At 40.3% G+C, this 15,535-nt stretch carries 11 protein-coding genes and 1 pseudogene; 10 read left to right on the top strand and 2 right to left on the bottom strand.

Features of this window, described 5'->3' with window-relative positions; translation table 11 throughout:
- Positions 1–515 precede the first annotated feature (515 nt).
- The 8 genes from OGM63_RS07145 (at position 516) to OGM63_RS07110 (ending at position 12,876) form a co-directional block, all read left to right on the top strand.
- On the top strand, positions 516–1,292 hold the full coding sequence (locus OGM63_RS07145; RefSeq protein ID WP_263744813.1) for an RNA polymerase sigma factor SigF: 777 nt from the start codon (positions 516–518) through the stop codon (positions 1,290–1,292).
- 175 nt (positions 1,293–1,467) lie between these two features.
- Positions 1,468–2,406: a hypothetical protein gene (locus OGM63_RS07140; RefSeq protein ID WP_263744812.1), complete on the top strand. Its 939-nt coding sequence runs from the start codon at positions 1,468–1,470 to the stop codon at positions 2,404–2,406.
- A 5-nt stretch (positions 2,407–2,411) separates the two neighbouring features.
- Positions 2,412–2,657 carry a hypothetical protein gene (locus OGM63_RS07135; protein WP_263744811.1) on the top strand — a complete coding sequence of 82 codons (246 nt, stop codon included), beginning with the start codon at positions 2,412–2,414 and terminating at the stop codon, positions 2,655–2,657.
- A gap of 452 nt (positions 2,658–3,109) precedes the next feature.
- Complete coding sequence (locus OGM63_RS07130; protein WP_263744810.1) at positions 3,110–4,249, top strand: vWA domain-containing protein; 1,140 nt, start codon at positions 3,110–3,112, stop codon at positions 4,247–4,249.
- A 14-nt stretch (positions 4,250–4,263) separates the two neighbouring features.
- A complete protein-coding gene (locus tag OGM63_RS07125) occupies positions 4,264–7,512 on the top strand; it encodes a tubulin-like doman-containing protein (protein WP_263744809.1) in 3,249 nt (1,082 codons plus the stop codon).
- Positions 7,513–7,708: 196 nt separating this feature from the next.
- A complete protein-coding gene (locus OGM63_RS07120; protein WP_263744808.1) occupies positions 7,709–9,532 on the top strand; it encodes a MotA/TolQ/ExbB proton channel family protein in 1,824 nt (607 codons plus the stop codon).
- Between the two features lie 31 nt (positions 9,533–9,563).
- Complete coding sequence (locus OGM63_RS07115; protein WP_263744807.1) at positions 9,564–10,223, top strand: hypothetical protein; 660 nt, start codon at positions 9,564–9,566, stop codon at positions 10,221–10,223.
- Between the two features lie 142 nt (positions 10,224–10,365).
- A complete protein-coding gene (locus tag OGM63_RS07110) occupies positions 10,366–12,876 on the top strand; it encodes a hypothetical protein (protein ID WP_263744806.1) in 2,511 nt (836 codons plus the stop codon).
- Positions 12,877–13,067: 191 nt separating this feature from the next.
- Here the strand turns inward: OGM63_RS07110 and OGM63_RS07105 are convergent, their stop codons facing one another.
- Together OGM63_RS07105 and OGM63_RS29755 are read right to left on the bottom strand one after the other, a co-directional pair.
- The gene (locus OGM63_RS07105; RefSeq protein ID WP_263744805.1) at positions 13,068–13,778 is read right to left on the bottom strand and encodes a LysR family substrate-binding domain-containing protein; all 711 of its coding nucleotides are present in this window, start codon (positions 13,776–13,778) and stop codon (positions 13,068–13,070) included.
- Between the two features lie 60 nt (positions 13,779–13,838).
- Positions 13,839–14,018: pseudogene (locus OGM63_RS29755) on the bottom strand (helix-turn-helix domain-containing protein); the annotation flags it as partial.
- Between the two features lie 151 nt (positions 14,019–14,169).
- Here OGM63_RS29755 and OGM63_RS07100 point away from each other — a divergent pair.
- Together OGM63_RS07100 and OGM63_RS07095 are read left to right on the top strand one after the other, a co-directional pair.
- A complete protein-coding gene (locus tag OGM63_RS07100; protein WP_263744804.1) occupies positions 14,170–14,943 on the top strand; it encodes an iron-containing redox enzyme family protein in 774 nt (257 codons plus the stop codon).
- Positions 14,944–15,142: 199 nt separating this feature from the next.
- Positions 15,143–15,517, top strand: coding sequence for a WD40 repeat domain-containing protein (locus tag OGM63_RS07095; RefSeq protein ID WP_263744803.1), 375 nt, complete (start codon positions 15,143–15,145; stop codon positions 15,515–15,517).
- Positions 15,518–15,535: the final 18 nt, after the last annotated feature.

The raw sequence follows: 15,535 nt of genomic DNA, 5'->3' as shown, positions 1-15,535 counted from the left end.
TCCGGTATAAAACGCGACGCTTAGACGGACAGAAGCTTCTGAGGCAGGCAACGTCGCGTCCTTGTTTCAATCCCACGTTTTTAAACGTGGGTACAACTTCGGTCTTTCTTCTTCCTCCTTACGCGCGTGAATTTCGACTCCGTAAAATATTTGGACTTTGGACAAAATAGAGTTGTTCGTGTAAATTATTTGTCCAAAGTCCAATAGTTCAATGTTGATTGAGAACTTTAAAGATGTCATAAATAACTTTTTTCAACTTAAGTAATTTTGCTGAAAAAGTTGCTCAGATCTATATAAATCATTTTTCGCCTCGGTTTATCTCTAGACGAAAACCCGATGAGTAATAAAAAAAAATTAAGTACAATTTCTGTTTGATAATTAGTAACAAATTTTATATTTTTGTACTAGGTACTTTTTTCCAGCTATAGGTCATCCCAAAGCTAAATAAAAAACACTCATATTTCCCCTTTCAAGAACTCTTTTTCATTGTCTGTTTGACTCATAAAAGCGGTGCTATGCCAACCACTGTCACTTACGAACTGAAGCATGAAATTTGGCAGTTGTTGCGAGAATATCAGCAATCTCCCTCGGCAACTGTTCGCAATCAACTGGTAAAACTCAATTTTGGACTGGTGAGAAAAGAATCTCACTACTGGATGAATCAATGTCAGGAAAACTATGAAGACTTGCTTCAGGTGGGTTGTTTAGGTTTAATTCGAGCTATTGAAAAATTTGAAATTTCCAAAGGTCATGCTTTCAGTTCCTTTGCCATTCCTTACATTCGGGGTGAAATTCAACACTACCTCCGAGATAAAGGTGTCACTGTGCGGATTCCCCGACGCTGGTTAACCCTGCAACAGCAGTCAATCGGAATTTCGCGTTCTTTGCGCGAAAAATACAATCGTCAGCCAACTGACTCGGAATTAGCAGCAGCGCTCTTAATTTCTACAAGCGAATGGCAAGAAATTAAATTAGCATGGGTCAATCGCGCTCCATTGAGCCTAGATGTGCCTGTACAGGACGGAGAAGAAAATTCTACTAACTTGGGAGAATTGGTTCCTGATAACCGTTACCGCAGCTTTCAACTAGCGCAAGAAGACCAAATTCGCCTGCAACAAGCACTATTTCAGTTAGAAAAACGCACCCGCGAAGTTTTGGAATGCGTATTTTTACAGGATTTGACACAAAAACAAGTTGCAGAACATTTAGGAATTAGTGTAGTAACGGTTTCCCGGACAGTTAAAAAAGGGCTGGGCTTGTTGAAACATCTAATGTCTGTGGCGGAAGATTAAATGCCAAGAATATCGGTAATTATGCAGTGGTATTTTCACTCTTACTGACAGTATTTAAAACTACCTGAAAACATTAAAAAAGTAGGTTATAAAAGTAACAGATTTCGCCTTTGATGTAAATTTCACAAGGTAGATTTCAATTAACAAATTTTCCTATAGCTTTTGAGAACGGTTAATGGGCAGAAATTCCAAATTTGCAGTGGCAGCTATTTTGGCTTTAGCGATCGCCTCTTGTGCTTCAGAAGGCGATCGAGCTAGTAATCCTACGCCAACTACCAACAGCGCACAAACTCAGTCACCAACGGCGATTCAATCTTTTAAAAATCCAGTTGTACCTGCTAAACAGGCTCCAATAGTAGCTTCTACAACTCCTAACTTGATTCAATCAACTAATGCTACAGAGCGGGTAATTGTCGTCTCAAAAGGTCGCACTGACCCATTTGGACAAATTTTCTCGCCGACCTATGCCAGCACGTCGAACACGAGTACGAATACAAACACGCCTACATTTGGCAGATCGGTTCCGGTGTTACCTCCCCTACCAGTCGCTAAGGGTGCAATAATTACCTCAAGAAAACGAACCACACCCAGTCCAGTAATATCAGTCAAAACTAGAATACCCAGGAACCCACAACTAGTGAGGGCACAAAAGAATAAAATAAACAAAGGAGCGATCGCTTCTGCAAAAATACCCGTTAGGCTCAAACCTACCCCTGGTTTTACTCCAGTTCTACCCAAGGTTTTGCCTCAAGTTGTCCCCAACCCGACTCTAGTATCTGTATTACCACCACCAGTAGAACCTGAATTAGCAAGAGCAGTTCTTGTAACAGGTGTAGTTTTAATTGGTCAAGAACCCCAGGCAATTATCAAAGTACCAAGTGAACCGACTAGTCGCTATGTCCAGGCAGGACAGCGATTGGCAAATGGTCTACTTGTAAAACGTATTGAAATGAATCAAGGCTCTAACCCAGTCGTGATTTTAGAACAATACGGTATGGAAGTTGCTAGAACTGTAGGGGAATCGCCTATCAACGTAGCGTCACCAACTACAACACCAGAAAATCCTGTGTCAGTGACAACACCACCCCAAAATCCTACTAGTACCGGAGCTTGATCAAAATGGAGACGAAGGAAAAAATTGAATTTCCTGGCTTGCCTTTAGCAGTCTATCAAGAAATAGCTGCTCATTTACGTCAAGTCGAAGGGGTAGAAGTCGGTTTAATTCCCCAGTCGTCCCCACAGTTTGATTACAATCAAAGCCAAATCGCCGGCTTAGAGATATCTTGGATGCCAAACTTTAAATCAGAAAGTCGGCAACGTGTCAAGGAAATTTTGGCTTACTATCAAAATCGCTATAGTGCCTGACGATAAGACCGATAGTAGAGATTTATTAGGGTGAAGGTTGATCTACCCAACGCTTTTGTGGTTTGTTGGGTAGTTTGTTTTTAACTTATTTATTATTTACAGCAGATTTCAGGTAAATGAACTACATATAACCCCTCTCCTTGTAGAGACGTAGCACAGAATCGTCTCTACGTGTATTCGATAAAAGCGATAGGGTGTTGTAAGAATCTTAATATTTCAGGCGATCGCCTTTCATAAATTTAACCGCGATATAAAATTATACACTTGTGACTAAAATCACTATGCATTGAAGTTCGCGTGCGTTATCTTAGTGAGGAGTAATGCACAGCAAGTAAGCACATAGGTAAAACTCTCTTATTTAAGTAACGGGGATGAAAGGGAGTGCTGCGAGTTGCATTTGCCGAGTATTTTATGCAATAAGTTTAATATACTGATTAGTAAATATATTATTTGTGATATTTACACAAGTTATCCCTGGACAGCCACTTAGCTCTGTACAAAAAATCGGTTTAAATTTAGTCTCAGTTTTGCATAGTGGACGGGATGTTGTCTTGGCTATTGATTTGACGGAAAGCGTCGGATTAAATGATGAGGGTCGTATTCGCTTACGTCAGATTGTTGAAGATAGCCTAAAACCGGGAGATTCGGTTTACGTTGTTCCTTTTGATAAAAATGTATTAGAAGAAGTTACATCTGGTGTAAATCCATTGGGAACACCCATACAATTTAATATTAAAAGTCAAGTAAATATTAAAAAAGTATTAGCAAAAATACCTTTTGCATCTGATCCAAACCGCTACGGCACAGATATTCAGCGAGCTGAATTAAGTATTTATCAAGGTCTCGCTCAAATAAATCAAAATCGTCTCCAGAAAAGTCAACCAATCAAGCCACAGTCAGTTGTTTGGGTTACAGACGCACCTTTATTTACCCAACCAGGAATTAACTCAAAAGTGTGGGTGGAAACTCCGGCTATTAGTCCTTTTCGGATAGCAAACTCTCCAGAAAGTCAACAGCGACAAAGTTGGATTAAAGCTTTGCCGATAAAAGAGCGATCGCGCTCAATTACAACCAATAATAACAAAGAATATAAACTCACTGTCGTTGATATTGCGCCTACTGTCCAGGAAATTTGTACACCAGCACCAGGGGGTGAAGAAACTTGTTTAGTTACTCCTTATTTAATTAAGCAGTTGTGGCTACCAAGTTTAATTTCACTATTTATATTTGCGGGTTTGGTTTTTGGGTTAATTAAATTCTTGCGTATCCAAAAAAAGTGGGAATTGAAAGTTGATTTTGAAGCGACAGAAAACCCCGAAGATCAAAAATGCAGATTACCAAACAATAAACGTATTGCAATTGGTGAATATGATGCTTCTTGTACAGATTCTATTGACTGTCCAGGTTCGGAAGTTAGAGCATATTTAGAGAGAAAAGGCGAGAAATTATATTTAGTACCAACTAATTCAGCACCAATTTATTACAACAATAAAGAAATTACGTCATCCACTTTCATCTCTAGTTCTACCTTCAGAATAAATTGTCCATATAAAAACCGCGACTACCAAATAGTAATTAAAGTTAAAAAATAGGAACTAAGGAAAACATGATAAATACTACTGTAAATGAACTTCAATATCGCGGAATTAATCGCACAATTTGTATAGGATTAGGTGGTACTGGACGCGATGTTTTGATGCGAATTCGGCGGCTAATTGTAGACCGCTATAACGATTTAAACAACTTACCAATTGTTAGTTTTGTCCACATCGATACCGATAAAGCGGCAACCCAAGTAACTGGTATTCGCACAGGAAGTACTTATCATGGTGTTGACCTCAGCTTTCGGGAAGCAGAGAAAGTCAGCGCTACCATGTCCTCTACTGAAGTTACCATGTTTGTGGAAGGATTGGAGCGGCGTTCAGAATACACTCGTCACGGACCCTACGACCATATTGGTATCTGGTTTCCCCCACAATTACTGCGAAATATTAAAGCAGTGGAAGAAGGTGCAAAAGGTATTAGACCCGTTGGAAGACTGGCTTTTTTCCACAATTATCAAAAGATTAAAACAGCAATTGAAACAGCAGAAAAACGTACAAGAGGACATGATTCTCTATTACTAAGAGAAGGTTTAAGAGTGGAACCAGGACTAAATATTTTTGTCGTGGGTTCTCTTTGCGGTGGTACAGGAAGTGGGATGTTTTTAGACGTTGCTTATAGTCTTAGGCATCTTTATGGCAGTCAAGGTGCTCAAATTGTCGGCTATTTAGTGATTAGTCCAGAGTTGTATGGTAACACTCCTAATATGAGTGCCAATACTTATGCTGCTCTCAAAGAATTAAATTATTACAGCGCTCCCAGCACAAAGTTTGAAGCTTGCTATGATATTCAAAATTTGGTGTATGTGCAGGAGCAACGACCACCTTTTGACTACACTTATTTAGTTTCCAGTCAAACAAGTGGCGAGTATCAAATCTTAGCACAAGGTAAGTTGTGCAACGTCATTGCTCATAAGATTGCTTTAGACTTTTCTGGTGAATTAGCACCAGTAGTTAAAGGCAACAGAGACAACTTTCTGCAACACATGATTCAGGGGGATAAACACCCACGTCAGAATGTCCAGCGTTTTTTAACATTTGGATTGGCAGCTATTTATTTTCCTCGCGATACTATTGTTCAAATCGCCTTAAATCGTGTCAGTTTAGAACTGGTAAAATTCTGGTTAAATGGTGAAGGTCAAAGTCCAGATCCTTCAAGTTTACTGGAACAATTTTTAATTCAATATCGTTGGCACAACGACCAAGGCAAAAAGGATGGTATAACTACCAGACTAACTGAATCTGTTCAAGAATCTAATAAAAATTTTAGTAATATAATCAACGCTTGGAGAAATAAATTAGAACGGTCAATCTCTGATTGCCAAAATAAAGATGACCGGAATGGTATAAGACAACAGTTGTCAAGAGAGTTTCGCGAACAATTTCGGAAAATTCAACCCGGTGAAACTGAAAGTAGCAGGGGAATTTGGCTCACAAGAGTGCAACAAATTCGTCCTACCATCAGCAAAGACCTGAAAACAAATATTGACGACTTTATCAATCAATTACTTACTCCCATAGAGCCTAACTTCTCGATTAAAAGCACCCGCAACTGGCTAGATGCTTTACAACATGAATTGCATAACTATCAACGCAATATTCAGGAAGAAATCACCAATATTGGCAGTATGAAGCGCTTGGAAGATATAGATAAAAAATGGCGTGATGCTGAACAAATAATTGAAGAAATCGAGCAGAAAGCTGGGATTCCCTTACTGAACAATAAAAATAGTCAAGTACAAGCTGAAGCTAAAAGGGTGCTACGGGAAGTCTATGACCTGATTAAGCATAACTTTGAGTTGGAAGTCTTTCAGGAAGCGCTACGAATTGTCAGTGAGTTGCAAAGACATGTTCAAGAAAGAGCAACTCAACTAGCTGCTTTTAATGCAAGCGTAGAAAATTTGCAAAGCGCTTATGAGAAACAGGAGCGGGATTTGAGACAACTGAATTTTGATGAAATGAGCGGTGAAGCAATATTTGATAGTGAAGATATTGATTGCTGTTACCAAAATATGTTACCAGAAGATGATGTTCGGCACCAGTTAGTGTTTGTCAGTTCAGCAATTACAGAACCAACGGGACGGGGACAATCTTTAGCAAGTTTTATAGACCGCGATCGCACGACTCCATACCAACTGCAAAAAGAAGTTAATCTCAAAGTTGACAGCATATTCACGAATCGTGGTGACAATATAGTTAATGTAATTAAGCGCTTCATGGAAAAGTACTCACTTGCAGCGCGTTCAACTCGTTTCGCACAAATTATGCAAGAAGCTGAACCCCTCCTGCGCTTGAATTTGACTGACCCTTACTTCCACGATGACCTTGCTAAAAGTAGTAAATTAGTGGGATTTAAGGACACAGATGAGTTAGAAGTAAAACAGTTTAAAAATTTGCTGGAACAGGATTTGGGAATTGCTACAAGTGTCTTCAAAGCAACTCAAGCTGACGACGAAATTTTAATTGTGAATGAGTACGCTGGTTTTCCTCTACGATTAATCGGCAATCTCGAAAGGATGAGAAACCCCTACATCCGTGAACAGACTTCTGCGACATCTTTTCTACATAATGACTATCGCGCAACATTTCCTGATATCATCCCTCCTGATGCGAGAAGAATCGAGGAATTGGAGGATATTTTCTATCCTTGCCTAGCGTTTGGGTTATTAGAGGAAAACCAGGAAAACCATGAATTAGAATTTCAATATTATGATGAATCTCGCTACAGTTATAATACTGCGTCTCTGAATCCTGAGTGGAGTCAAGCTTTAGAGGAACTTGCTAACCGCAAGAATATGAGTGAAGCTTTGCAGAAGCTTTTAGATGATGAAATTGCTCAAATAGAAAGACAACCTGAACTTTGGGACAATGAATATTTTCCTAAGCTACGGCAGTTTATTAAGGAAGTTGATAAATTACCAGAAGACAGTCCTAATTACCCCTACAAAGTTACAGTATTAGGAACTTCTGCAAACAATGAACCCACAGCTAAAGAGGGAATTATTTATCGTTTCGGTAGAAAGCTAGAGCAGCGATTTAAAACTATACAACAGCAAATTGCTCCACCAATAAATACATTAAATCAGAAAGCTATTCCTGGGGAGATAGTTGTTGATTCCCCTGTAGATGGTGATAATATGACAAAACGACGTTTAGAAATCAAGCATTTAAAACAAGATTTAGATGATGGTATTCTCAGTCAAGAAGAGTACGATCGCAAGCGTCAAGAAATATTCAATAAATACCCAGTATAATATAGCTAGTTTTTAGTTGTGATGCGGGTGCATCCCAATTACAAAACGCAATTTCCTATAGCAATTCTAAATCATTTGTCAAAATAAATTAACCGCAGAGACGCAGAGAACGCAGAGAGAGGAATTGGAGATTTTCACGACTCATTTAGGATTGCTATAGTTTTTAATATCCTCCCAAAATATTAAGAGTGTTTTTATGCCATTGATACCACCTTACTTAATTTTTTTCACTGTTGTACTCGTAATATTGCCATCTCTAGTTGCTATTTTTTCACGTTGGTCTCTCTATCAACATCTGGTTGGAGAAGCTGACAAAGTAAAAATGCTGATTGGTGGAAACAAAAGTGTAACAGAACCTCAGACTATAAAAAATCTCAAAAGCAGATTTAAACAAGCTAGTATTCAATTAGATAATGTTAATACGGCAGCTTTAATTGACCAAATTTATAGCCAAGAAAAGATTAAAGTGCATTTCTTAGTTTTTACTAAAGAAGTTGGTTGTGACCAAATCGATTATTTCTGCCGCATTCTACCTAATTTATTATTAGCGTTTGGCTTATTCGGTACTTTTTTTGGCATTACAAGGAGTTTGTTAGCACTCAGTCAAACAATCAATCAAACCACTGCTAGTAATGTAACTAGTTTAGTGGCTGAACTAGAGAAACCATTACAAGGCATGAGCATTGCCTTTATTACTAGTTTAGCAGGACTATTATTTAGTGTTGTATTGACGGTATTTAACTGGTTAAAAAATACTAGTCAAGCAAAATATCGACTTATTAGTTCTTTAGAAGATTACTTAGATAATATTTATCAACTAACAATAGATGGTCATACTCGTCTTGATAAAGCTGTTGACAGAATGGCTAATCTGCAAAATGAATTTTTAATTAACTTTGGCAAGAATGTTCGGGATGTCGTTGAGCAATCTTTAGGAAAAGTAGCCAAAGAAATCGCTGAAGAAAATAAAAAAGCTAATGAACTAGCAACACAAGTTTATGAGGGTTTTACAAGATCTTCTGGAACTATATCTGCTGCTGCTACTGAATTTAAGATTGCTGGTGAACAACTGAAGGCAAAATCTGAGATATTTAAACAAGCTGCTGAAACATTTGAGAAAAGCCAGTTTCCCCAGAAATTATCAGATGCTACAGCAGATTTGGCTAACACACAAGAGAAATTTTCTCAGTCTGCTGCAAGTTTGGCACAGACAGTAATATCTATTGCAACAGTAGTGAGTGAAGTTCAGCGTTTGGGAGAAGAAATAAGAAGTGTTAATCAAACTTCAGTGAAAGTATTAGAGTTGCATCAAACTAATCAAAACTCTCTTAGCGAGATTATTCCACAACTTAAACAAGGTGCTAGTAATTTAGGAAGAGTGACTAAAAAACTTGATAATTTAGAGGAGAAAATTGCGAATAAAGCTGATAGTTTCAATGGGGTAGAAGTTACTCTGACAGAGTTAGTAGGTATGGTTAGAAACTATACGGAAGGGGTAAATTTGGGAATTGAGTCTTTAGGCGATCGCTTTGTTTTAAACTTATCTGAGCAACTCGACACTAACAACCAACAATTTGACACTATTGTCTCGAATCTAGAAGGTTATGCAAATCAATTAAACGTCAAAGTTGACACATTAAACTTAGATTTGATGGAGTTACTCAAAGACAACAATGCAAAAGCAACTTCCGAATACAAAAACATAGGCGATCGCTTTGTTTTAAAATTATCTGAGCAACTCAACACTAACAATCAACAATTTGACACTATTGTCTCAAATCTAGAAGGTTATGCAAATCAATTAAACGTCCAAATTGACACTTTGATGAAGTTACTCAAAGACAACAATGTGAAAACAACTTCAGAATACGAAAAGGTGAGCGATCGCTTGCTTGGAGGTATTCAACAAGCAACTGAATATAATATCAAAAATTATCAAAATTTAGGAACAAAAGTTCAACAATGTATTGAACAACTTAGCAACATTAAGGAAGAACTTTCTCAAATTAAAAAAGCATAGATATTAAATAAAATAACCTAAACTTTCAATTATGCCTCGTCGCTCGCGCAATACTCATTACAATGAAGACCTGAATATTTGGTCTGCTTTCACAGACTTAATGTCCAATGCCTTCATGATACTTCTTTTCTTACTGTTAATAGCTAGCGCCAAGTATACAATATCCCAAATATCTGATAATAAAAATACAGGGGCACCGCCAATTATTTTAATTAAAGACGAAGGTGCTTACCGTTTTGCTTCCGGTAGTGCTGAACTACCACAGCCAATGTACAACTATATTTGGACGAAAATAGTTCCTGAAATTGAACGCAAAACAAAAGCATATAACATAAATACGGTAGAAGTTATCGGTCATACTGATGGTCAGGCTAATGGCAGTGCAATCAGTAATCTAGACCAGAATATAGAAAATGTAGCTAATGGTAGTGTACCAATACAAAATCTGAAAGCTGGTTCTAATGCTGACTTAGGACTAATGCGATCGCTAGCATTAGTCAAAGTGCTGCGTTACATCCAGACAAAAGAGCATAGGCTACAAGGACTGAAATTTCGCGCTTATTCTGCGGCACAGCTTATATTACCATCAGGCGAGTTTGCACAACCGTCCATTGCTCACCAGGAAGATTCCACACGACGACGCATTGAAATTCGCTTTACCCGCTTGGGTGAAGTTACAGAAGTGAAGTAAAAAGTACACGGGAGTTGCAACACCAGGTGTAATTGTTCTTTTGTCTCAACAGGTTATGCAATTACAACTTACTGATGTACACTGGCAAGCAAAGTAATGCAAAATATTACTGTGCTTCCCTTCGGTTTCGGCATCACCCACAATGGAACACTGGCAATTTCTGATACAGAAACAAGGCGATCGCTCTTGGCATACCTTGGAATCGCCAAACTTAGAAATACTCGAAGGTCGGTATCGAGTTTTGGCTCGTTCTAACCGTCCTCATATAGATGTAGAAGTGCGCGTAATTCACTTTTCCACTCAAGAAGTTCCCATACAGCGACGAGTTCAAAAGCGATCGCGTCGCACTAACAATGAAGGCTTAATGGCTGTAATTCCCTTCACCCACCTGAAGCAGGGAATTTGGGAATTACGATGCTCTGGCGATTTGATGTCTGATATCCTCGGTAAATCCTGGCAACACAGCATGAAAATGCAAGTTTTGCCTCAATCGGCAGTTTTATCGGATGTCAAGAGATTGGACGACTCTGAGCATCATCTTTCACCCGATCGCTCAGATACTTTTTCTCATCGCAACAGCTTATCAACAACCGCAGCCGAAACTTCTAGTACCATACATAACACTATCACCGTTAAGGCAGAGCCAGTAATTACTACACAAAGTAAGCTTTTGCCAAGTAAAAAAGAAGATGCAATTATTGATGCACCTATTACCCCAGTGTGGGTTAAAGGTGAAACGGCAGAGCAAATTTTACAAAATTTATTAGAGTTAGCTTTACCCGCTTCTGAATCTTTGCTTCATCATGAAGCGATTGATGTGACTTTAGAAGAGCAAGCACTGCCACCATTACTGCTAACTTTAGAGCAGGAAACTTATGTTGCTCGTTGGGGAGAAACTCTTTGTCTCAATGGGCGCGTAGAATTAAAACAAGAGCTGCTCAGTGAAACATCAGATTTAGAAAGCGTCTGTGCGGCATTCGTGCAAATTGAAATGCGATCGCCCCAAAAATCGCAAATATTAACTCAAGTAAAGCAACCAATACCTGAAAAGATTTTACCGTGTACTATTAGCAGCCAGATTGAAATTCCCTTGAAGTGCGAATCCAAGCTGATTTTAGCAGACATAAGTTTGTATGGCGCACTCGCTGGAATTGGTGAGGTAACACTCTTAGCTAGCCAGTCGTTCACAATTACAGCAGATGTGACACAATTACTGGCAATTACCACAGCTATCAAGCATAGTACTCCAGAACTAGATGAAGCGATCGCGCCGCCTATCAATCAAGAACCATTACCATCACGGCTTGATTTACAACTGTTTAATCTAGTCAAAACCGTAAAAACAGACCAGGCTTTAGTTTTTCATACATCGCGGAAAAAAGCTTTACCACCGCGAATTGCTCCCCGAAGGCTAGGGAAATCAGCTTTCTCAGTGCGATCGCCCCAATTGCCAACGTTTTCTCACGGGCAGACTAAAATGATAGCTGCGTCAAAATCCCAGGGTTTAGAGAACACAGATACTATAATTGCCGAGCGTCAAGATCCAATATTTGAGGAAGAGACAAGACTTTCTCTAAGTGCAGGCTCCACTTTTAGATATTTGACACCGCTTAAAGCCTTGCCTACTGACTTTGAAGTCTGTCAAAGCAACGCGGAAGATGCTTTGGATTATCAAACTATTGAGGAGTTCCGGCAGCTTGAGGCTACCATAACTGAGTTTGAAAATGCAACTGACATTTTAGGCGATGAAGATGCGCGATCGCCGGATAATTCTTTGAATGAAGTAGTTGTCGTCCCCCAAGCTTCTCAATTAATCACACAAGACAACCCCTATTCATCCCCTTTAATTAGAAAGTGGATGCAGACTCAAGGCTACTCCTTGCCTGAACCAATCAATGTACAGTCTCAGAATTACTATAGCTATACTCCAGCCAACCAGACTATTTCTGAAGAATATCCGCTTTCTTTGAGCGAAGAAACTTTGACTGCTGATGTTAATTCGCCGTTAATATCTGATATGGAAACACAACTTGGCGATATTGTGGAAGAAGATACGGTGACGCTAGATGAAGAAAAAGTATCAGAAGTTTCTTTATCACCGGAAGTACCACAACTACCACCTGCTGATCGTCTTCAGATACAGCCAAGTTGGTTGACACAAGAATTTGTCGTAGATGATACACCAAATGAATCGGAAGCCGATGCTATGCAGAGCGGGTTGTTGAAGCAAAAGCACGAACCAGTAACAGATAAATCTGTTTCTCTAGCGATCGCAGCGACAAATTGGAGTCCGTTGCCAATTCCGCAACTGCATGTACCATCCGGTGAACTTATCGCCGGCAAATCTATCAGGGTGCGGGTGTATCTGCCTGACGTGCGGGAGCAAATGGCTGTGAAGTTATGGATGGAGGATTGTCAAACTCGTTGGTTGCTAGATGGTCCGCATTTGCTCAAGAATTTGCTACCTAACTCTTTGGGAAATTTGGAGGTGATGACTCAGTTACATATTCCCTTTGGCTGTTTGGAAATTCGCTTAGAAGCGATCGCTATAGATATGGCAACTCAACAGGAAAGTCATAAAGTTACAATCGGCAGGACTGTGATTCCTCCAGATTTGCCAAGTTTACAGCTAGATGAACTGCTGGGAATATAAGCTTGTGGGAGCGTCCTGCAATTAACGCTCTTTTATTACTCTTGCCATAGTAAATTTCAAATCCTATTTTCAGGTTAGTCCGCGCACCATCCGGACGAGGGTTTGTCTAGCCGCGACTTCCAGTCGTCAGGGCTTCATTAGATTATTTTTTATCCATAGTAATAGAAGAGGGTTAATTTTGACAGAGCAGGTTAATCGGCAGGCGATGCACAACGTTCTGCTATCTCTTGAACTACCGTGAGGAATTGACGCAGCAAGATCGAATCGGTCGGTGCTGGTTGTAACAGAGGGTTGACATCTGCCCGCCGCCACACCACCGCAATTTGTCGAGCGAGCGGTGCGTCTTGAAGCCCTCGGTACACCACTCCTTGACGCTGGAGCGTTTGAACATTGTCTGGTAGAATCGAGACTCCTGCGCCTGCTGCCACTAAGCTGAGGTTGATCACCATCCAAGTGGCTTTGACTGTTTCCAGCAATGTTGGCTTGAATCCCCGAAGCTCAAATTGCGATAAGACCACTTCGTAGGACGGTACAGCATCAAGTGGTGGCAAAATGAGCGGCTCGTCCTTGAGTGCTTCAAGTGGAATGTGCTTGAGCGCAGCAAGCGGATGATATTCTGGCAATGCGACTACAAAGGACTCTTGCACAATCGGGAGAAAGTTCAGGGTTGAATCACCTGAGTAAGGATTGGGCAGATGTTCAAATCCAACATCGATGGAGCTATCCCGTAGTCCTTGCATCATCTCCTCAATCGTCATCGATCGCAGTTCCAATTCCACGTTGGGATAACGATTCCGAAAGGTTTTGAGAATGTCGGGAAGTAAACTATTGGCGATCGCAGTGTTCACCACCACAACCAGTTTGCCAATTTCGCCACGACTCGCTTCCTGTGCCCGTGTCACCGCCCGTTCGAGGGCAGTAGTGGCAATTCTTAGTTCGGTGAGAAACACCTTTCCCGCCGCCGTCAACACCGGAGGGCGACGAGTGCGATCAAAGAGTTCGACGTTCAATGCCGCTTCCAATGCTGCGATCGTTTTGCTGAGGTAGGATTGTTCCACATCTAAGCGTTCAGCCGCTTTGCTAAAGCTCTTTTTCTCGCCCGCTTCTGCAACAAGCTCCATAAAATACTGTAGCTGTCGCATTTCAAGCTGATTCCAAGGTCGAAGGGTCATTTCACCGGAATAGTATAATATTTTAGTCATACTAAGATATTCAAAATCCTCTTACTCTCATAGTAATCATCTTCTAAGCTTGCTTTTATGAACTCATGACTCGTAACTAGGAGAAAGTTTTATGAAAGTGCAGCCTGCGATCGCTCTGACGTCTAGCCGCTTAAATCGAGACATCGAACTACCACCTGCGGTGAAAGCCCAAGAATCGGCAATCAGTTCTAGAACAATCGCTTATTGTCACGAAGTCCTTGATCGCAGTCGTTTTTTTTGTCTGCTGAAAACTGGAGCCATTACTCCTGCAATGATGCAATATGCCTTTCTCCAGTATTATTTTTGGCGCGATCGGCTGCATCAGTGGTTTGGCTTATGCATAGTCAAAGCAGGAAGTTGTACTGACCCAGACCAAAAATCCGCGATTATGTCTTTGTCAGATCACACCTTCACCGACTTGCAAGACGATCATAGTGAAATGTACGTAGAATTTCTTCACGATCTGGGATTGAGTAATGCTGAAATTGCGGCATCTCGGCGGAGTATGGCAACCACATCCTATGAACGTTCATTTTTCGATGAATTCGGCTACGGAACCGACAACTTTTATGAAGCCCTAGCAGCGCTGAGTGGTCGAGAACTGTGTGTGTCAATCCGAAATGCCAGAATTCTTCAATTTTACTTTGATGCTCGTGGTATGAAGCAACCGACTTGGTTAAGCTTGCACGCGGAATTAGAGGTGAATCATTTCCAAGATTCTATTCGTCCGGTGCTGACTCGCTTTAACGGGGATTCAGTCAAACTGAGTAGCGTAATCAAAGCCGTCGAGCGTGGAATTGATCGACACGTACAATATTTCGAGGATCTGCTGCATGAGTACGAATCCCAAGTCAATGCTGTTTAATATATTACTCATCCATGTAAGTGGATGCTGATAATGTCTGGTGGGTTTTCACCTTTGTAAGCGAATGAGACTTGAGTTGCTTCTGCAACCATCATTATTCTTAGTTTATGTAAGGAAGACTTCTATATAGCAAGTTTTTAATTGGTGTCCAGGACAATTATGTTGATTACTTTCCTCAGGTCGCTCAGAACATTATTACGTGGGAAGTTGCCACAGGCAGATTACCACTGGCAGGTTAATACGTACAATCCATACTGACAATCGTGAAGGTGATACTGATCCTGGAGATCCCGATCTAGTCCTGTTTAGTCCAGATGGTGAACTTTTGGCGATCGCAGCAACTCGAAACATCACATTATGGCAAGTTAGCTCCGGAGAAAAGATACACACTATTGATCGCGTTCATCAAGGTTGGGGAAGGTGTATGGCTTTCAGCCCTAACGGACAAACGCTTGCATTCACTGCTGACCAGATTCCTCGCGGCGTGCAAGCCCCTAAATTTATTTATGGGGGTAAGCCGCAGGCGATTTCAATCGCCGTCAAGTTTCGTTTTGATTTTGAATATACATTTTAATAGTATCTAAAGTTGCAC

Source organism: Plectonema radiosum NIES-515 (genome assembly GCF_025753815.1).
GTDB classification, from domain to species: domain Bacteria; phylum Cyanobacteriota; class Cyanobacteriia; order Cyanobacteriales; family Nostocaceae; genus Hassallia; species Hassallia radiosum_A.
Note: the sequence above shows the minus strand (reverse complement) of the source record. Positions and strands in the feature narration are given on the sequence as shown.

What these genes read in the sequence shown, in the direction of transcription:
- OGM63_RS07145 (WP_263744813.1), top strand. Translation starts at nt 516, where the DNA reads ATGCCAACCACTGTCACTTACGAACTGAAGCATGAAATTTGGCAGTTG.
- OGM63_RS07140 (WP_263744812.1), top strand. Translation starts at nt 1,468, where the DNA reads ATGGGCAGAAATTCCAAATTTGCAGTGGCAGCTATTTTGGCTTTAGCG.
- OGM63_RS07135 (WP_263744811.1), top strand. Translation starts at nt 2,412, where the DNA reads ATGGAGACGAAGGAAAAAATTGAATTTCCTGGCTTGCCTTTAGCAGTC.
- OGM63_RS07125 (WP_263744809.1), top strand. Translation starts at nt 4,264, where the DNA reads ATGATAAATACTACTGTAAATGAACTTCAATATCGCGGAATTAATCGC.
- OGM63_RS07120 (WP_263744808.1), top strand. Translation starts at nt 7,709, where the DNA reads ATGCCATTGATACCACCTTACTTAATTTTTTTCACTGTTGTACTCGTA.
- OGM63_RS07115 (WP_263744807.1), top strand. Translation starts at nt 9,564, where the DNA reads ATGCCTCGTCGCTCGCGCAATACTCATTACAATGAAGACCTGAATATT.
- OGM63_RS07110 (WP_263744806.1), top strand. Translation starts at nt 10,366, where the DNA reads ATGGAACACTGGCAATTTCTGATACAGAAACAAGGCGATCGCTCTTGG.
- OGM63_RS07100 (WP_263744804.1), top strand. Translation starts at nt 14,170, where the DNA reads ATGAAAGTGCAGCCTGCGATCGCTCTGACGTCTAGCCGCTTAAATCGA.